Below are 17,344 nucleotides of genomic sequence, written 5' to 3'. Positions count from 1 at the left end.
AAAGACGCGATGGGGACGTTCAACGACATGAACGCGTCTTTCAGGACACCGGCCGCGGCGTGAACAAGCCCATTCGTGCGCGGCCAGCGCGACGTGAGCGGTGTAGTGAAGGACGCCTTCCTCGCGCTGGCGGTGGTGAAGGACGCCTTCCCCGCACGGCTGCCGGCCGATGTCGCGACCGCCGGTGACGTCAGGCGAGTCCACCGGACCACACCCCGAGCCACCAAGACCATCGGCGGATCTGGGTTCAACGACATGAACGCGTCGTTCAGGACATCGCCCGTGGCATGACCAGGCGCTGCTCGCAGTCCTCAGCGGCCTACAGAGCTGACCGCGCGCCCACTCAGGTGCGTTGGCGGGGCGGTGAACCCGCAGTGCAGGCAGTCCCCCGCTGCCGGTGCCTCGCTGACCGGCTCCGGCACGGGGGCCAGCACGTCGTTGCGGATCCCCAGCGCCAACAGCCCGCCCATCACGCACAGCCCAGCACATATCCACATCGCCGCCTGCCACCCGGCCGTCAACGCGACCGGGTCGGTGTAGGACTCGCCGGAGAGCCCCGCCGCCGCCGGCAGTACCGCCACCGCGAGCAGGCTGCCCGTCCGGGCGATCGCGTTGTTCACCCCGGACGCGACACCGGCGTGCCGGTCCTCGGCCGACGCGAGCACGGTGGCGGTCACCGGCGCGACCACCGCCGTGAGCCCGAACCCGAACACGACAACCGCCGGCAGCACCGTGAGCAGGTACGACGCGCCTGGTGTCACCCTCGTGAGCATCACCATGCCGACCGCGATCAGGATCGGTCCCGCCACCAGCAGCGGACGCGGCCCGAACCGCTGTGCCAACTTCCCGGACCGCGCGGACAGCACCAGCATGAGCACCGGGATCGGCAGGCTCGCCAGCCCGGCAAGCGTCGGCGTGTAGTTGAGCGAGACCTGCAGCTGCATGACGAACAACATCATCAAGCCGCTGAGGGCTGCGTAGACCACGAACGTCAGCAGGTTCGCGATCATGAAGGTTCGGTTCGCGAAGATGTCCGGCGGCACCAGCGGGTTCCGCTGCCGTCGCTGCGACACCACGAACGCCGTCATCGCCACCACGCCGAGCACCACGACGCTGACCACGAGCGGGTCACCAACACCGCGGCCGGGCGCCTCCACGAGCGCGGCGGTGAGACCGGCGAGCCCGAGCGCGCCCAGGACGGACCCCCAGACGTCCAGGTGCCCGTCCATGGTGTTGTCGCACGACTCCGGCACGTACTTGCGGGTGAGCCAGAGCACGGCCAGCCCGACCGGCACGTTGATCAGGAACGCGAGCCGCCACGACCAGGCCTGCACCAACAGCCCGCCGAGCAGCGGCCCGATGGCGCCCGCGAGGCCGGACAGACCCGACCACGCGCCGATCGCGCGTGCCCGGTCCTCACGGACGAACGCCGACTGGATGATCGCGAGCGAGCCGGGCGTGAGCAGCGCGCCGCCGATGCCCTGCAGCGCGCGGGCGGCGACCAGCATCTCCGTGTTCGGCGCCACCCCGCACAACACGGACGAGACGCCGAACCACACGACGCCGATCTGGAAGAGCTTCCTCCGGCCGTAGCGGTCACCGAGCGATCCGGCGACCATGACCAGCGCGGCCAGCGTCAGCAGGTAGCTGTCGAGAATCCACTGCAGTCCGGAGACCGACGCGTCGAACTCCTCGCCGATCCTCGGCAGCGCGATGTTGACCACGGTGCCGTCGAGGAACACCATGCCCGAGCCGAGGATGGTGGCGGCCAGCACACCGCGAGCGGTGGCCGTCCCCCACCTGACATTCGTCACGCCACCACCTCGCCTGCTCCGTGGCCCCGGAACGCTCCGCAGGCTCCGCTCCTCCGGCGCCCTGCGCCGGCTCGGCGGTGCCGTGATTGTCGATGGTTCGCTCCGCAAGCTCCGCTCACGACGGTCGATTCAGCTCGGCGACGAACTTGTACCGGTCACCGCGGTAGACCGAGCGGACCCACTCCACCGGGCGGTCGCTGGTGTCGAACGAGTGCCGGGACAGCAACAGCATCGGCATGCCGACGTCCGCGCCGAGCAGCTCGGCCTCGTGCGGGCCGGCGAGCGCTGTCTCTATCGTCTCCTCCGCGTGCCCCATCTCGATGTCGAACCGGTCCCGCAGCACCTGGTACAGCGAGCCGGTCGGCGACAGGTACTTGCGCAACCCGCGGAACCGGCCGAGCGGCAGGTTCGTGGTCTCGATGGCCATCGGCTCACCATCGGCCAGGCGCAACCGTTGCATCCGGAGCACTTTCGCGCCGGCTCGGATGCCGAGCAAAGTGGTCAGCTCGCCTTCCGCCGGGATCTCGACGATGTCGATGAGCTTGGAGGACGGCTCACGACCCTGCGCCCGCATGTCCTCTGTGTACGAAGACAGCTGCAACCGCTGCGCCACCTTGGGTTCCGCGGCGAACGTGCCCTTGCCCTGTACGCGGAGTAGCCGGCCTTCTACTGTGAGGTCAGCAAGAGCCTGCCGCACGGTCGTCCGTGAGACGTCGAACTCGGCCGCCAGTGAACGTTCAGTAGGGATCGGCGAGCCCGGCGGCAGGGCGGCGAGCAGATCCAACAGGTGCCGTTTGAGGCCCCAGTACTTGGGTTCGCGCATGGCGCGACTGCCGGCGTCGGGCTCCTGTGCGGCCGACGTATCGAGCATGACTCCTCCTCCAACGACTTCCCTGGTACAGCATGCCTTCCCGTGGCCGCCAGCGCGATCACCCCCTGGCGTTTTGGGAACCCGTGGCGAGACCACACGATACAGCGATACCATCATTGGTCTAGACCTAATGTGGAATCAAGGCAGCAGGAGGCGTGGTATGGCCGGAGAACGGATGGCCTCGGAGGTCGCCGAGCAGCCGGCGGTGTTCGACTCGCTGGTGGCGAGGGCAGGCGACTTCGCGGAGGTCGCCTCACTGATCGCCGCTCGCAAACCCCGTTTCGCCCTGTTGGCGGCACGAGGTTCCAGCGACCACGCCGCGCTGTACGCCAAGTACCTGATCGAGGTTTTTCTCCAACTACCTGCCGGCCTGGTGTCGCCGTCCACCACGACGCTGTACGGCGCCCGCCCGGACTTCACGGACGTGCTGTACCTGTCGGTCAGCCAGAGCGGCGGTTCCCCGGACCTGGTCGCGGCGACCGAGGCGGCACGCGCCCAGGGCGCACTGACCGTGGCGGTGACCAACACGCCGACCTCCCCGCTGTCCGACGCCGCGGAGCTGTCGGTCGACATCGGAGCGGGCACCGAACTGGCGGTGGCAGCCACGAAGACCTACTCGGCGACGCTGCTGTCGCTGTACCTGCTGGTCGACGCGATCCGCGGCGGCGAGGGCGCGGCGGTGGCTGGCATCGGCGAGCTGGCCTCCGCCGCGCTGGCCGCCCCCATCGACGAGGCGATCGAACGGTTCCGCGGCATCGAGCGGGTCGTGACCACGGGCCGCGGCTACTCGTCGGCCACCGCGGCCGAAGCGGCGCTGAAGCTCGCCGAGACGAGCTACCTGTCGGCCCGCGCGTACAGCGGCGCGGACCTGCTGCACGGCCCGGTCGCCGCGATCGACGAGAGCACCGGCGTGGTGGCGGTGACGAGCAAGGGCCACGGCGGCGCGGCCATGCGGGACGTGGTGAGCACGGTCCACGAGCGCGGCGCGACCGTGCTGGCGGTGGGTTCCTCGGCGAGCGAGATCCCCGCGGACCTGCGGATCGACCTACCGGAGACGCAGGAGGAGGTCGCCCCGATCCTGGAGATCCTGCCGCTGCAACGACTTGCGTTGGCACTGTCCCTCGCGCGCGGCGGCGACCCGGACAACCCACGCGGGCTGAACAAGGTCACCCGCACCCTCTGACTTCCACAACCCTGTAGCAGGAAGGCGGACTTCGGGCAACAGTGCATCTGTATCACCCCGAACTACCCAACCCAGAAGACTACGCAGGCTACAGGCTCGGTGACGGGGCGTGGCCTAGACTTTCGGTGTGCGAAGGACATCGTTCGCCCGCTGGCCGTGTTCCATCGCAAGAACAATGGACCTGCTGGGGGATCAGTGGACGCTGCTGGTGCTGCGTGAGGCGTTCAACGGGGTGCGCCGGTTCGACCAGTTACAGGCCGAGCTGGGCATCGCGCGGAACACGCTCACCGAGAGGCTGGACCGGTTGACCGGTGCCGGCCTGCTCGACCGCGTCCGCTACCAGGACCGACCCGCCCGGTACGAGTACCCGCTGACCGAGATGGGACGGGACTTCTTCCCCGTGATGGCGGCCATCATTCGGTGGGGTGACGAGTGGCTGGCTGACGAGACCGGCCCGCCGCGACTGCTGCGGCACCTCGACTGCGGCAAGACGACGACCGCGGCGGTGAGCTGCGTGCACTGCGGCGGGCCCATGACCGCCGACCATGTCGTCATGGAACCCGGGCCGGGGACGGTGCCGTGAACGTCGCGGTCGGGGTTGACATCGGTGGCACGTCCTGCCGGGCGATGGCGGTGTCGCCGAACGGAACCGTGGTGGGACGCGGCGCGGCAGGGGGCGGCAACCCGAACTCGCACCCGACCGAGGTGGCGGCGGCACGAGTGGCCGCGGCCATCGCGGACGCCGTGCCGGACGGCACCACGGTCGTGGCGTGCCTGCTGGGCATGGCGGGCGCGAGCAAGCTGACGGATCCCGCGGTCGTCGAGGTGTTCCACGCCGCGCTACGCGGCGTGGGCGTCACGTGCCAGATGGACGTGGTGTCGGACGCCGAGGTGGCGTTCGCGTCGGCCACGGCGGCGCCGGACGGCACGGTGATCATCGGCGGCACAGGGTCGGTGGCCGTGCGGATCCTCGACCACCGGATGGCGTCACAGCACGGCGGGTGGGGCTGGCTCCTGGGCGACGAGGGGTCGGCGTACTGGATCGGCCGGCAGGCGGTGCGGTCCACGCTGCGGCTCCTGGAAGGCACCGACGAGGCCGGGCCGCTGGCGGTGGCCGTGCTGACGGAGGTGCTGGGGTCCGCCGAGCCGACCGACACGGGGTGGCGCAAGCGAGCCTTCAGCCAGCTCATCACGGCGGCGAACGCGGAGCCGCCGGTCCGCCTTGCCCGCTACGCGTCGCTGGTGAGCACGCACGTCGGTGATCCCATGGCGGATGCGATCGTGCACGACGCGGCGGCCATGCTGGCCACGCACGCCCAGACGGCCCGCGTACCCGGTGAGACCACGCCGATCGTGCTGGCCGGGAGCGTCATCGGGCCGGACAGCCCGGTGGGCCTGGCGTTGCGAAAAGAGCTGTCGCACGAGACGGAGGTCCTGTTCGCCCCAGACGGCGCGCTGGGCGCGGCCTGGCTCGCGGCACTGACCGTGTGGGGGCCGAACGCGCCCCGGCCCTCAGTCGACGCGCGGGTGCCGTAGACCCGGGTGGCCCTCCGGCAGGGACTCGCGCAGCACCACCGCGCTCGCCGCCAGCGTGGCCGCCACCAGCGGCCAGCTCAACGCCACGCGTGCCACACCGAGTGCGACCACCCAACCGGACCACCACAGCAGCCCGAACACCACCACCCGCACGGTGTACTGGCCCAGCACCCACACCCAGCTGGCGTTGCCATACGCACGTACCAGATCCGGGTCGCGGCGCCATTTCGTCTTCTGTCCCAGCACGACGCCGGCCACCACGCCGAGCAGCGGCCACCGGATGAGAATGCTCAGCGCCCAGGCGAGCGCGCTCGCCACGTTCGACAGGAGCTGTATCAGGAAGAAGTCCTCGGCGCGGCCGGTGCGGATCGCGACGAACGCCGCCAGCGACACCGCCGCGACACTCGCCACCGACGCGGTGACCCGGCGACCGCGCGCGAGACGCCACACGCCGACGCCGACACCAGCGGTGATAGCCGCCGCGGCGGCCCACCCGATCGAACGACCGGTGACGAGCCACGCGACGACGAACACCGCGGGCGGGACACTCGCGTCCAGCGCACCGCGCCGGCCACCCAGCAACTCCCCGAGCGGCAGGTCACGCGCCTCCGTCGTCACGGTCCCAGCCTAGCTTAGGCAGCCCTAACCCGATTACGTCCTCATGAGACAGTCAGCGCGCGGCACATCACGCTCCGCAGCAACCTAACGACGCCGCAAACCAACGGTGGCGTAAGTCGGGAATTAAGCGGCATTCTGAGGAGTCAGGAGGTACAACTGGAGGGCGCGCGCACTAGGGAGGGGTGGTCGCCGTGCGGAGGTTGACCAGTTGGGTTGCCGTTGGGGACAGCTTTACCGAAGGTTTGAGCGACGAGGCTCCGGATGGCACATACGTCGGTTGGGCGGACCGGCTGGCCGGCCTCCTCGCCACCCGAGATCCTGATTTCCGATACGCGAATCTGGCCGTTCGCGGCAAACTCCTTCGCGAAATCATCGAAGAGCAGGTGCCCGTCGCCGTGCAGGCGAAGCCCGACCTGGTGACGATCTGCGCAGGCGGAAACGACCTGATCGTCCCGGGCAGCGACGTCGACACCCTGGCCGAGGTGTACGAACAGGCCGTACTCGAGCTGCGGTCGACCGGCTGCGAGGTCGTCATGTTCACCGGGCCGGACCCGCGCAACCAGCCCGTGGTGCGGCGTGTGCGCGGCAAGGTCGCCATCTACAACGGACATCTCCGCGCGATCGCCGACCGGCACGGCGCGCTGATGGTGGACCTGTGGGCCATGAAGCCACTCGTGGACGGGCGCGCGTGGAGCGACGACCGGCTGCACTTCTCGGCGGAAGGACACCGCCGGATCGCGTTGCGCACCGCGGAGGTGCTCGGCGTGCCGGACGCCGAGGACTGGCGCGAGCCGTTCCCACCCGCCGCGGAGATGCCGTGGCTGCGCTCGCGTCAGGCCGACCTGGCGTGGACGAGAACTCACCTGTTGCCGTGGGTACGCAGGCAACTACGCGGTGAGTCCATGGGGGACGGTGTACTTCCGAAGCGCCCGGAACTGAGCCCGATGCCGGGTTCTCCCAACGGAAACGGCCGCGCGGCGCACGTCTGAGCCCGCACAACGAACACCGGCCGGCGCGGATCCCCCATCCGTGCCGGCCGGTTCGCTTGGGCAGCACACCCCCACGTTGGTAGTGCCGCCCGTGGTGAGTGCTCGGTATCAGGCTCCGGGACGTCGAGCACCCGGGCGCAGCCTGCCACTTGATCACCCGAATTGGCTAACTGTTCGCTAAACGCTGTGTTCTCCAACTCGGGCAGGGCCGCCTCTCGCCTCCGGCGAGCGGCTGTGTCTAGACCACCAGACGGACCAGGCGGCTCAGTGCCGCTGGACCCAACGCACGTGTTCCCTCGGAGAACTCGGCCGCGAGCCGTGCCAGGAGCACGATCTCCTCGTCGTCGCCGCCGGACTCGACGACCGCGAGCAGGTTCACCCACTCCTGCTCGATCCACTCGGCGGCGCCCTCCGCCGAGTCCATCGCCGGCCCGGCGAACCCGTCGGCCTGCGACGCCTTGCCGTACCGCAGGACGTCCCAGGCGATCTGGGCGCCGGCGAGGTAGTACCGCAGCATCCGCCGCGCGGCCGCCGCTCTGTCCACTTCGGACAATTCGACCTCGGCGAGTGCCAGCGCGTGCAACCGGACGAGATCGTGCATCACGAAGACGTCCCGGCTTGTCTCGGTCACCACGAACGAGTTGGCGAGCGCACGCAGTCGCCGCCGCGCGGTCTCGACGGGGTCGCCGGCGAGGTTGCCGCACAGCGCGGCGACCGGATGCGGGGTGATCCGCGGACCGGGGAAGAGCCCGAGGTAGCGCACGGCCTCGGCGAGCTCGGGCCGCAGGCTGCGGTAGGTGACGTCGAGGGCGGCCCGCACGCTCGTGTCGGCGTCGGCGAGATCGAGCGCGCCGAGACGGGACCGCTCGTCGGTCAGCTCCGTCACCAGGTCCGCGACCGTCCACTGTGGATTGCTGGCGAGTCGGGCTGCGGCGATCCGCAACGCGAGCGGCAGGTGACCGCACAGCCGGGCGAGCTTGCGGCGCTGCTCCCGGTCGGTCGGGTGTTCCGGCGAGCCGGCCATGTGCTCGATCAGCCGTTCGGCCGCGTCGGCCGCGAGGGTGCCGAGCGACAGCATCCGTGCACCGGTCCGCGCGACGAGCCCGTCCAGCCGGACCCTGGAGGTCACCAGCACGAACGACGACGAGCCCGCCGGCAGCAGCGGCTGGACCTGCTCGGTGTCCCGCGTGTCGTCGAGCACCACCAGCACGCGCCGGTCGGCGAGGATCGACCGGAACAGCGCGGCCCTGTCGTCCAGCTCGATGGGCACGTCCTCGAGCGCGACGCCGAGCGCGAGCAGGAACTGGGTGAGCACGTCGGCCGCGCTGACCGGGGCGTGCTGTGGGTCGAAGCCACGCATGCTGGCGAACAGCTGACCGTCCGGGAACGCGGCGGCCGCCCGGTGCGCCCACAGCACGGCAAGCGCTGTCTTGCCAACCCCGGCGGGCCCGGCCAGCACCCCGATCGCCGCGGTCTCGCTGGGCGGCAACAGCTTCGTCAGCCAGGCCAGCTCGTCCTCGCGGCCGGCGAACCCGGACGGCGCCCTCGGCAGCTGAGCCGGCACGAGCACGCCGACCCTGGGCGTGACGACCGGATCCGGGGTCGGTTCGAGCAGCGCCGTGTCGTCCCGCAAGACCCTGGCGTGCAGCTCGCGCAGCTGTGGGCCGGGGTCCATGCCGAGCTCCTCGGCCGCCCGGTGGGCGAACCGCTGGTACGCCTCGAGCGCGGTCGCCCGCCGGTTCGCCCGGTACAGCGCGAGCATCAGCTGCGCGACGAGCCGCTCCCGGAACGGCTGCGCGTCGATCAGCTGGGTCAGCTCGCCGATGATCTCCTGGTGGCGACCCAGCTCCAGCTGCGCGTCGAACCGGGCCTCGAGGATCGCGAGCCGGAGCTCGGTCAGCTCGGGTGCCGAAACCCGTCCACCGAGGTCGGCGAGCGCGGGACCCCGCCACAGCCCGTGCGCCCCGTCGAGCAGCTCCGCGCGGCGGGCCGCAGGCGCGCCACGGGCCTGGGCGAGCAGCGACCGGGCGACCGTGACGTCGATCAGCGCCTCGTCGACCACCAGCCGGTAACCCGGTGGCGTGGTGGCGATGAACGCGCCGGCGCCGGCCTCCGCGAGGCGCTGCCGCAGCCGTGACACGTAGCCCTGGATCATCGTCCGAGCACTGGCCGGCGGCTCGTGCGCCCAGAGGACGTCGACGATCCGGTCGAGCGGCACGACCTGGTTCGGCTCCAGCAGCAGCATCGCGAGCACACTGCGGACGCCGGTGCCGCCGAGCGGCACGGTCCGGTCGCCGACGACCATCTGAACTGGTCCGAGCAAGCAGAAACGCGCCGCGGCTGGTTGCTCCGCTCCCATCGGCCGACCACCCCCCAGTCAACCCCGCCAGGTCAGCGCACCTGCACAAGGTAAAGGGTGAGCACACGTTACGCGATGTCACCCGGTAGTGGGTCGCCCGGATGGCGTAGTGGGGTGTTTATGCCTCTCTCAGCAGCGGGTAGACCCCGTTCTCGTCGTGCACCTCCCGGCCCGTCACGGGCGGGTTGAACACGCAGACGGTTCGCATATCGGTCTTCGGGCGCAGCTGGTGGTGGTCGTGCTCGTTCAGCAGGTACAGGCTGCCCGGCCGCAGCAGGTGCGTCTCACCCGTGCCTTTGTCGACCAGCTCACCCTCGCCCTCCACCACGAAGACGGCCTCGATGTGGTTTGCGTACCAGAAGTCGTTGACCGTGCCCGCGTAGAGCGTGGTCTCGTGCACCGAGAACCCGACGCCCTCCTTCGCGAGCACGATCCGTTTGCTCCGCCAGTTCGGGGTCTTGATGTCGCGTTCGGTGTCGTCGAGTTCGTGGACGTTTCTGACGATCACGACCGCACCTCGCCCTCTCCTCGCAGGCTCCGAGCGGCCGGGTGACGGTCGTGGCGCCCACGGTTCGCTTCGCAAGCTCCGCTCACGCGGCACACACCGCCCGCACCGAGTCGCTCAGGATCTCCAGTCCCTTCGCCAGCTCCTCGTCGGTGACCGTGAGCGGCGGCATGACCTTGACGACCTCGCCGTCCGGGCCGGACGTCTCCATCAGGAGGCCCCGCTCGAACGCGGCCCGGCAGATCTTGCCGGCCACGTCACCGGAGTCGAGCGCGAGCCCACGGGCAAGCCCTCGGCCCTTGACCCGCATCGGCGTGCCGGGGTGCTCCTCGGCCAGCGCGGTCATGGTCCGGCCGACCTGCTCACCCTTCGCGAGGGTGCTCTTCTCCAGCTTGTCGTCCTGCCAGTACGTCCGTATCGCCTCGGTGGCCGCGATGAAGGCGGGGTTGATGCCACGGAACGTGCCGTTGTGCTCACCCGGCTCCCACACGTCGAGCTCCGGCTTGAGGAGCGTCAGCGCGAGCGGCAGTCCGAACGCGCCGATCGACTTGGACAGACACACGATGTCCGGCTCGATGCCCGCGGACTCGAAGCTGAAGAACGGCCCGGTGCGCCCGCAGCCCATCTGCACGTCGTCGACGATGAGCAGCATGTCGTGGCGTTTGCAGAGGTCGGCCAGGCCACGCAGCCACTCGTCGCGGGCCACGTTGATGCCACCCTCGCCCTGCACGGTCTCGACGATCACGGCGGCCGGCTCGTTGAGCCCGGAGCCGGAGTCGCCCAGCAGCCGCTCGAACCACAGGAAGTCCGGCACCTGGCCGTCGAGGTAGTTGTCGAACGGCATCGGGGTCGCGTGCACCAGCGGGATGCCGGCGCCGCCACGCTTCATCGAGTTGCCGGTGACCGACAGCGCACCGAGCGTCATGCCGTGGAAGGCGTTGGTGAAGTTGACGACCGACTCGCGGCCGGTGACCTTGCGTGCGAGCTTGAGCGCGGCCTCGACCGCGTTCGCGCCGGCAGGGCCGGGGAACATGACCTTGTAGCCGAGCTCCCTCGGCTTCATGACGATCTCGGTGAAGGCCTCGAGGAACTCCCGCTTGGCCACCGTCTGCATGTCCAGCGCGTGCGTCACCCCGTCACGCTGGAGGTAGTCGAGCACCGCCTGCTTGAGGACCGGGTTGTTGTGCCCGTAGTTGAGCGCCCCCGCGCCGGCGAAGAAATCCAGGTATGCGTTGCCGTCCTCGTCGTACAGCCACGCGCCGATGCCCCGGTCGAACACGACCGGCCACCCACGACTGTAGCTGCGCACCTCGGATTCGACGGTTTCGAATACGTTCACTGCGCTCCTTATTTAGGTTTATGCCGCCCGCCGGAAGGGCCCGATCCGGTAAAGCACCTCGGTTTCGTGGTCATCCGGGAAGTGTTCGGCGGCGAACTCGCCGGCCACGCTCATCTGCGCGTCCCACCGGCCGGCGAGTGATCGGAACAGGGCGTTCGAGGCGTCGTTGTCTGGTGTGATGGTGGTCTCGACGTGCCGGACACCGGGTCTGCACACCAGGGCGTCCAGCAGCGCGGCGGCGGTTCCTCTGCCGCGCTGACCGGCCGCGACGGCGATCTGCCATACCACGACGGTGTCCGGCGCGGTGGGTCTGCGGTAGCCGATGACGAAGCCCACCACGTCATCGCCAACCCGCGCCACCGCTGAGGTGTCCGCGAAATCGTGACACCACAACAGATACGCATAGGATGAGTTCAGGTCGAGCTTTCCGGAATCACGTGCGATTCGCCATATGGCCGCACCATCCTGTGTAGACGGACGATCGATCACTCGTTCCGACATGCCACTGGAACGTAACAGAGTATTTTCACGAGTTCATTTCGGACAGTCGGCCGCATTGTGTGTCACCAGCGAAATCAGAAAACAGCGTGTGACGAGATCCACTGAAATGTTGCGATCAAGGTGATAAATCTGATATATAGCGGCGAGTGAGTACCCGGATCTTCCTGGTCGACGATCACGAGATCGTCCGCCGCGGCGTGGCCGACCTCTTCGAGGACGAGCCAGATCTGGAGATCGTCGGTGAGGCCGCCACGGTGTCCGAGGCCCTCGCCCGCATCCCGTCACTGGCGGTCGACGTCGCGGTGCTCGACGTGCGGATGCCCGACGGCAACGGTGTCGAGCTGTGCCGGGACCTCCGGTCGCAGCTGCCCGAGCTGCGCTGCCTGATCCTCACCTCGTACTCCGACGACGAGGCCCTGCTCAACGCGATCATGGCGGGCGCCTCAGGCTTCGTGCTGAAGCAGGTGCTCGGCAACGACCTGATCACCGCGGTACGCAGAGTGGGCGCCGGTGAGTCCCTGCTGGACGCGAAGACCACAGAGGCGCTGATGAAGCGCATCCGCCAGGGCAAGGACGACGACGGCCCGCTCGCCGGACTCACCGACCAGGAACGTGCCGTGTTCGAACTGGTCGGCGAGGGCCTGACGAACCGCCAGATCGCGGCGCGGCTGTTCCTCGCGGAGAAGACGGTGAAGAACTACGTGTCCCACCTTCTCGCGAAGCTGGGCATGCAGCGCCGCACTCAGGCGGCCGTCCTGGCGGCGGAGCTGAAGTCACGCAAACCGGATCACTGACCCGCGATCATCTCGATCACCGTCGCCGCCGAGATGATCGCGACGAGCGTCAGCCCGAAGTACAGCACCGCCAGCAGCACGGCGCCGAAGCCCCGTATGACCCGGTCGTCGATCGGTAGCTTGATCAGGCCCAACCGGTGTCCCGCACCGGCCGCCACGCGTGGTTCCGCGCACTCCGGATCCGTGATCGACTCGAAGACCGCGTCGTCCACCTCGGCATCGTCGACGATCAGCCGCACCCCGTTCGTGTCGAGCAGCACCAGTGTGTCCACGCTTTGCGGGTTGCCCGGAAACCACATCCGACCGACCTTCGCCAGACGGCGAAGGTCAACGGTGCGCCGCCCGCTGACGGTCCAGGCGGTGAGGTCGGTGCCGGTGAGTACGGGCCGGAACGCCCACGGCAGGAACGGGACGAACTGCGCGATCACCCAGCCGAAGATGATCAGAGTTATCGCGAGTCCTGACGAGGCCCCCAGCACGCCCGCAGTCGTGGTCATCGCGGCGACGACCAGCAGGACAAACCAGAACAAGAGCCGCGCGCCGCGGCGGGCCACGGTCGGGGGAACGGGTTCCAGGGTCTGAGTCATGACGCTCCCCCATCGACGATCTCGATGAGGTGATCGTCGATCATGGTGGTGGCGTTATGGCTTCGGCAGTGGGGCACGCCACGTCAGGCGCGTGCCGCCCTCGGGGCCGGGCACCACCACGGCCATCCCGCCGCACCTGGCCGCACGGCGCTCCACACCGAGCAGGCCGCTGCGGGCGACCCCCGACGGCATGCCGACGCCGTCATCGACGACGTCGATGATCAGGTCCGCCGCCGCCTCCACCGTCACCACGATCTCGCCGGCGTGCGAGTGGCGGATGGCGTTGCTCACGGCCTCACGCAGCACCGCCGTCGCGTGTGTCGCGAGGTCGTCCGGGACCAGCGTGTCCACCGCGCCGGAGATGCGGACCGACGGCGAGACGTCCGAGTCCGCCGACAGCTCCTCCACGATGTCGAGCATCCGCCGCCGCAGGCTCCTGGCACCGTCGGTGCCCGTGGTGTGCAGGTCGAAGATCGAGGTGCGGATCTCGCGGACCGTCTCGTCCAGCTGCTCGACCGCGCGGCCCACCCGTCGCCGCACGCCAGGGTCGGTGATCCGCCGGACGGTGCCCTGCAGGCTCATGCCGGTCGCGAAGAGCCGCTGGATGACGTGATCGTGCAGGTCACCGGCGATCCGGTCGCGGTCGGCCAGCACGGCCAGCTCCCGCTGCTGCCGGTGCTTCTCCGCCAGCTCCAGCGCGAACGCGGCCTGGTCGGCGAAGGACGCGAGCAGTGGCACGTGCTCCCGCACGAACCGCGCGCCGCCCTTGACGCGCATCGCGACCAACATGCCGCTGACCACGTTGCCCGCGCGCAACGGCACCGCGACAGCCGGGCCGTACTCGACCCCCAGGCCCCGGCGCCACGCCGCCGGCAGCAACGCGGACAGGTCCGGGATCAGCTCGGCGCCCCGCATGTCGAACATGCTGTTCACCGGCGGTTCGTCCGCCGGCATGCTGACGCCGACCACGGCGGCGGAGTAGTCACCGGCCGCTGTGCGGATCACCACCTGCTCGGGCGGCACCCCGTCGGACAGCAGGATCACCGTGCAGTCAGCTTTGGACAGTTCGTGGGCCCGCCGCGCGATCAGGTTCAACGCGTCCTGACTGGAGCCGCCGCCGAGCAGGTGCGTGTTGACCTCGCTCGACGCCTCCATGAACCGCTCACGCAGCCGCGACTCCTCGAACAGCCGCGCGTTCTCCACGGCGACGCCGGCGGCGGCCGCGAGGCCCTTGAGGACGATGTCGTCGTCCTCGGTGAAGGTGCCGCCGCCACGCTTCTCGGTCAGGTACAGGTTGCCGAACAGCTCGCCACGCACCTGGATGGGCGCGCCGAGCACGCTGGTGGGCGCCACCTCCTGCGCGTCACGCATGGGGTGCGGGTTCTCGATGAGGACACCGAGCCGCCGGTCGTCGACGCCGACGTACACGAACTCGGTCAGCAGTTCCTGGTCGTCCGGGCCGACCACGCCGAGGGCGCCGTACCTGGCGTCGACCAGCTCGACCGCGATACGCACGATCCGGTTCAGCGTGCCCTCGAGCTCCAGTCCGGCGCCGACGGCCACCACCGCGTCGAGCAGGCCCTGGAGGCGGTCGCGTGATTTCGCGAGGTCAGCGAGGCGGGGGTGGAACCCCGCGCCGGGCATGCCGGAAGAACTCGTGCGGGCGGATGAGCGCGCCTGCTCTGGTGGCATGGCAACCCCGGCAGTCCGTCGGATCGGCAAACGGGCTATCGGTCGGTGTCGACCGTGTGTTACTCAGTGTATTTCCAATATCCTCCTTGCGGGGGAGTCCACCTGCGCGATCATGCCAGCGCCGATGTAGAGAGTCCATTGTGAACACTCAACGTGGTCAGTATCGCGCGGCGGGACACGGTGGGGGTGGACACCGTGCTCGCAAACGGGTGCACGCTGACAGGGTCGAAAGTCCCTGCCAACATCGGGTTCTTGTGCCCTTGCGCCGGCGGGCGACCTGCCGGATGCTCACGCGTCTGGCCCGTAGGGAGGTGTGCCGGAGTGGGTAGCGTGACGCGGCGACTGGCCGAGCTGGCGCGCCCGGAGTCGCTGCGGCTGCTCGGTGCCGCTCCCTTCGGCCGCATCGTGTACACGGTCCGCGCGCTGCCGGCGATCGTGCCGGTCCGCCACCTGGTCGACGACGACATGGTGATCGTCCGCACGCACGTCGGCGGGGACTGCGCCGGCGCCGTGGTCGCGTTCCAGGCCGACAGCATCGACCCCGTGGCGGAGAGCGGCTGGTCGATCACGGTCACCGGCGTGGCGCGGCGGGTGGTCGACCCCGACGAGGTAGCGCACTACGAGAAGGCGCTGACGCCGTTCGTCGACATGCCGAACGTCGAGGTCCTCCGCATCTACCCGGAGATCATCGCCGGCTACGAGCTGGTCTCAGGGTCGTAGGCCGGCGAAGATCACCGCGAGCGTGCGGGCACGCAGATCCGCCGACCACCCGCCACGCAACGCGCCCTGACCGGCGGCGGTGAGCAGGGCGAGCACCTCGTCGAGCTCGATCTCCGCCCGCACGGCACCAGCCAGCTTCGCCCGGTCCAGCAACTCGCCGACCGCACCGGACAACGACGCGATCGGCCCGGCGACCTCGACGTCGAGCAGCTCGACGACGAACTTCTTCTCAGCGGCGGCGGTGACCACCCTGGTGAAGAACGTGAACAGGTCGTCCTCTTTGGCCGCCTCCCCGAGCGCGGCGAGCAGGTCCTTGAGGATCGCGCCGACCAGGTCCTGTTTGGTCGGAAAGTGACGGAACACGGTTCCGATGGCGACCCCAGCCGCGGCGGCGACCTCCTCGGTGGCGGCCCCAGCACCACGCGCGGCGAACACCTCTTCGGCGGCGGCGAGAATCCGCGCCCGGTTGCGGCGCGCGTCGGCCCGCAACGGCTTACTTGACAAGATGAGTCCTCACTCATGATAGTGAACCGGAGTACGCACTCATCTTAGGAGACGTGTTCATGACCCACGCCGTGTTCGACCACTTCCGCGACCACCTCCTCGGCAAGCGCGCCGAGCCGCCGTGGGCCCCGGACGTGGTGATCGAGCAACCGTTCGCCGCCGGCGGCCCGTCCCGCATCGAGGGCCGCGACAACTTCCTTGCCCTGACGAAGACGAGCCGCGAGTCGCTTCCGGTACGCGTCGAGGACCTGCGCAACGTGGTCATCCACGCCACGACCGACCCCAACAAGATCATCGTCGAGTACGAGCTGGTCGGCACCGTGCTGACCACGGGCCGCCAGGCAAGCGCCCTGTTCATCGCGGTAATGGAAATCCGCGACGGTTTGATCTCGCTGTGGCGGGAGTACCAGAACACCCTTGCCATCGCGCAGGAACTCGGCCAACTCCCAACCCTGGACACATCGCCGACGTCATGAACGCACGCTTCAGTTCGGTGACCTGCTCGCGGAAGAGCCGTTGGACGGCCGCCACGACAGCTGCCCGCCGGGCCTCCATGGCGGCGGCGGTCGTGTCGGGAACCAGATCGGGCTGCCCGTGGTGCAGGGCTTCGCCAAAGTCTTGTTTCTCCGGCGAGTGATCTTGGTTGCGCCGCCCGGCGGTGGCCGGTGTCTTGAGGACGTTGACCGTCCCGAGGGTGCCGTTCAGGACATCCGGGAACCGCTGGCGGTCGACGAGCTGGCCGGCACCGTTGCCCTGATCTGCGCCCGCTGCCGCCTGCCAGGGAGCGGACCGACCAACCGGCAGGTCGTCGGTTCCCGGCGGGCGAGCATCGCAGCGTTCCGCGCGGTCGACGACCCGGCGGGCACTGGCCAGCTGATCGACGGTCGCCGTCGAACGCGCCTGCTCGACAGTGAGCAGCCAGTCACGTACCGCCCAGGGGCGCGGCGACGGGACGTCGAAGCCGATGAATGGAGGTCGACCGAAGGATCCAGCAAGCCGGACACTGGGAAGCAGGCGGCGACCCCGACGACATCACGGTCCAGGTGTCGACTCCACCGCGCGGACCCGCTGACCCGCGACCGTAACCACGTCCCCGGGATGGAGCTGCGCTCCCCTTCGCGCCTCGATCTGGCCGTTCACCTGCACCTGCTCGATCTCGACGAGCTCGCGCGCGTGCGCCCCATGCTCGGCGACGCCGGCCAGCTTGAGGAACTGACCCAGCCGAATCGGCAACTCGGCAACGGGAACGTCCTGGATCGGTGATCGTGACACGAGCCCATCCTGCCCGATCTGAACGCGTCGCCAGGTAACGGCACCTCTCGAAATACGCGA

Annotated in this window: 19 protein-coding genes; 8 read left to right on the top strand and 11 right to left on the bottom strand. The window is 69.5% G+C overall.

The features are described from left to right. Nucleotides 1-93: 93 nt before the first annotated feature. On the top strand, nt 94-291 hold the full coding sequence (locus tag VF106_RS41400; RefSeq protein ID WP_330845493.1) for a hypothetical protein: 198 nt from the start codon (nt 94-96) through the stop codon (nt 289-291). A 20-nt stretch (nt 292-311) separates the two neighbouring features. On the opposite strand, the gene VF106_RS41395 is transcribed toward VF106_RS41400, so the two are convergent. Both VF106_RS41395 and VF106_RS41390 read right to left on the bottom strand, forming a co-directional pair. Further along, nucleotides 312-1,814, bottom strand: a complete 1,503-nt coding sequence (locus VF106_RS41395; RefSeq protein ID WP_330845492.1) for an MFS transporter — start codon at nt 1,812-1,814, stop codon at nt 312-314. A gap of 115 nt (nt 1,815-1,929) precedes the next feature. Next, nucleotides 1,930-2,685 (bottom strand): GntR family transcriptional regulator, encoded by a 756-nt coding sequence (locus VF106_RS41390; protein WP_330845491.1) that lies wholly within the window; start codon nt 2,683-2,685, stop codon nt 1,930-1,932. Nucleotides 2,686-2,845: 160 nt separating this feature from the next. On the opposite strand from VF106_RS41390, the gene VF106_RS41385 reads away from it, so the two are divergent. The 3 genes from VF106_RS41385 to VF106_RS41375 all read left to right on the top strand — a co-directional run bounded on the left by VF106_RS41385 (nt 2,846) and on the right by VF106_RS41375 (nt 5,404). Continuing rightward, entirely contained in the window at nt 2,846-3,868 is a 1,023-nt protein-coding gene (locus VF106_RS41385) for an SIS domain-containing protein (protein ID WP_330845490.1), read from the top strand. 127 nt (nt 3,869-3,995) lie between these two features. Then, the gene (locus VF106_RS41380; RefSeq protein ID WP_330845489.1) at nt 3,996-4,451 is read left to right on the top strand and encodes a winged helix-turn-helix transcriptional regulator; all 456 of its coding nucleotides are present in this window, start codon (nt 3,996-3,998) and stop codon (nt 4,449-4,451) included. Beyond that, complete coding sequence (locus VF106_RS41375) at nt 4,448-5,404, top strand: N-acetylglucosamine kinase (protein WP_330845488.1); 957 nt, start codon at nt 4,448-4,450, stop codon at nt 5,402-5,404. Before VF106_RS41380 ends, VF106_RS41375 begins: the two co-directional genes overlap by 4 nt. Here the strand turns inward: VF106_RS41375 and VF106_RS41370 are convergent. Beyond that, complete coding sequence (locus tag VF106_RS41370) at nt 5,381-6,022, bottom strand: DUF3159 domain-containing protein (protein WP_330845487.1); 642 nt, start codon at nt 6,020-6,022, stop codon at nt 5,381-5,383. The genes VF106_RS41375 and VF106_RS41370 overlap by 24 nt on opposite strands. A 191-nt stretch (nt 6,023-6,213) precedes the next feature. Between VF106_RS41370 and VF106_RS41365 the strand changes: the two genes are divergently transcribed. Then, nucleotides 6,214-7,011: an SGNH/GDSL hydrolase family protein gene (locus tag VF106_RS41365; protein WP_330845486.1), complete on the top strand. Its 798-nt coding sequence runs from the start codon at nt 6,214-6,216 to the stop codon at nt 7,009-7,011. A gap of 238 nt (nt 7,012-7,249) precedes the next feature. Here the strand turns inward: VF106_RS41365 and VF106_RS41360 are convergent, their stop codons facing one another. The 4 genes from VF106_RS41360 to ectA all read right to left on the bottom strand — a co-directional run bounded on the left by VF106_RS41360 (nt 7,250) and on the right by ectA (nt 11,715). Continuing rightward, nucleotides 7,250-9,334 (bottom strand): AfsR/SARP family transcriptional regulator, encoded by a 2,085-nt coding sequence (locus VF106_RS41360; protein WP_330845485.1) that lies wholly within the window; start codon nt 9,332-9,334, stop codon nt 7,250-7,252. A gap of 154 nt (nt 9,335-9,488) precedes the next feature. Beyond that, on the bottom strand, nt 9,489-9,878 hold the full coding sequence (locus tag VF106_RS41355) for an ectoine synthase (RefSeq protein ID WP_330845484.1): 390 nt from the start codon (nt 9,876-9,878) through the stop codon (nt 9,489-9,491). A gap of 82 nt (nt 9,879-9,960) precedes the next feature. Beyond that, a complete protein-coding gene (ectB, locus tag VF106_RS41350; protein ID WP_330845483.1) occupies nt 9,961-11,214 on the bottom strand; it encodes a diaminobutyrate--2-oxoglutarate transaminase in 1,254 nt (417 codons plus the stop codon). Between the two features lie 18 nt (nt 11,215-11,232). After that, complete coding sequence (gene ectA, locus VF106_RS41345; RefSeq protein WP_330845482.1) at nt 11,233-11,715, bottom strand: diaminobutyrate acetyltransferase; 483 nt, start codon at nt 11,713-11,715, stop codon at nt 11,233-11,235. A 146-nt stretch (nt 11,716-11,861) separates the two neighbouring features. Between ectA and VF106_RS41340 the strand changes: the two genes are divergently transcribed. Then, nucleotides 11,862-12,509 (top strand): response regulator, encoded by a 648-nt coding sequence (locus VF106_RS41340; protein ID WP_330845481.1) that lies wholly within the window; start codon nt 11,862-11,864, stop codon nt 12,507-12,509. On the opposite strand, the gene VF106_RS41335 is transcribed toward VF106_RS41340, so the two are convergent. Together VF106_RS41335 and VF106_RS41330 are read right to left on the bottom strand one after the other, a co-directional pair. Beyond that, on the bottom strand, nt 12,503-13,096 hold the full coding sequence (locus VF106_RS41335; protein WP_330845480.1) for a hypothetical protein: 594 nt from the start codon (nt 13,094-13,096) through the stop codon (nt 12,503-12,505). The genes VF106_RS41340 and VF106_RS41335 overlap by 7 nt on opposite strands. 54 nt (nt 13,097-13,150) lie before the next feature. After that, a complete protein-coding gene (locus VF106_RS41330) occupies nt 13,151-14,788 on the bottom strand; it encodes a GAF domain-containing sensor histidine kinase (RefSeq protein WP_330845479.1) in 1,638 nt (545 codons plus the stop codon). A 321-nt stretch (nt 14,789-15,109) separates the two neighbouring features. Here VF106_RS41330 and VF106_RS41325 point away from each other — a divergent pair, with 321 nt between their 5' ends. Beyond that, nucleotides 15,110-15,508, top strand: a complete 399-nt coding sequence (locus VF106_RS41325) for a pyridoxamine 5'-phosphate oxidase family protein (RefSeq protein ID WP_330845478.1) — start codon at nt 15,110-15,112, stop codon at nt 15,506-15,508. Here the strand turns inward: VF106_RS41325 and VF106_RS41320 are convergent. Beyond that, nucleotides 15,497-16,012 (bottom strand): SbtR family transcriptional regulator, encoded by a 516-nt coding sequence (locus VF106_RS41320; protein ID WP_330845477.1) that lies wholly within the window; start codon nt 16,010-16,012, stop codon nt 15,497-15,499. The two genes, VF106_RS41325 and VF106_RS41320, sit on opposite strands and share 12 nt — an antisense overlap. A gap of 59 nt (nt 16,013-16,071) precedes the next feature. Between VF106_RS41320 and VF106_RS41315 the strand changes: the two genes are divergently transcribed. After that, on the top strand, nt 16,072-16,488 hold the full coding sequence (locus VF106_RS41315) for a nuclear transport factor 2 family protein (RefSeq protein WP_330845476.1): 417 nt from the start codon (nt 16,072-16,074) through the stop codon (nt 16,486-16,488). A 556-nt stretch (nt 16,489-17,044) separates the two neighbouring features. On the opposite strand, the gene VF106_RS41310 is transcribed toward VF106_RS41315, so the two are convergent. Further along, a complete protein-coding gene (locus tag VF106_RS41310; protein ID WP_414639178.1) occupies nt 17,045-17,284 on the bottom strand; it encodes an RNA-binding S4 domain-containing protein in 240 nt (79 codons plus the stop codon). Nucleotides 17,285-17,344 lie beyond the last annotated feature (60 nt).

Source organism: Actinophytocola sp., assembly GCF_036378875.1.
Taxonomy (GTDB): Bacteria; Actinomycetota; Actinomycetes; order Mycobacteriales; family Pseudonocardiaceae; genus Actinophytocola.
This window is presented reverse-complemented; position numbering and strand designations above follow the sequence as displayed.

Bases quoted from the DNA above. Each gene is read 5' to 3' on its own strand.
- VF106_RS41390 (WP_330845491.1), bottom strand. From the start codon at position 2,685: ATGCTCGATACGTCGGCCGCACAGGAGCCCGACGCCGGCAGTCGCGCC.
- VF106_RS41385 (WP_330845490.1), top strand. From the start codon at position 2,846: ATGGCCGGAGAACGGATGGCCTCGGAGGTCGCCGAGCAGCCGGCGGTG.
- ectA (WP_330845482.1), bottom strand. From the start codon at position 11,715: ATGTCGGAACGAGTGATCGATCGTCCGTCTACACAGGATGGTGCGGCC.
- VF106_RS41335 (WP_330845480.1), bottom strand. From the start codon at position 13,096: ATGACTCAGACCCTGGAACCCGTTCCCCCGACCGTGGCCCGCCGCGGC.
- VF106_RS41330 (WP_330845479.1), bottom strand. From the start codon at position 14,788: ATGCCACCAGAGCAGGCGCGCTCATCCGCCCGCACGAGTTCTTCCGGC.
- VF106_RS41315 (WP_330845476.1), top strand. From the start codon at position 16,072: ATGACCCACGCCGTGTTCGACCACTTCCGCGACCACCTCCTCGGCAAG.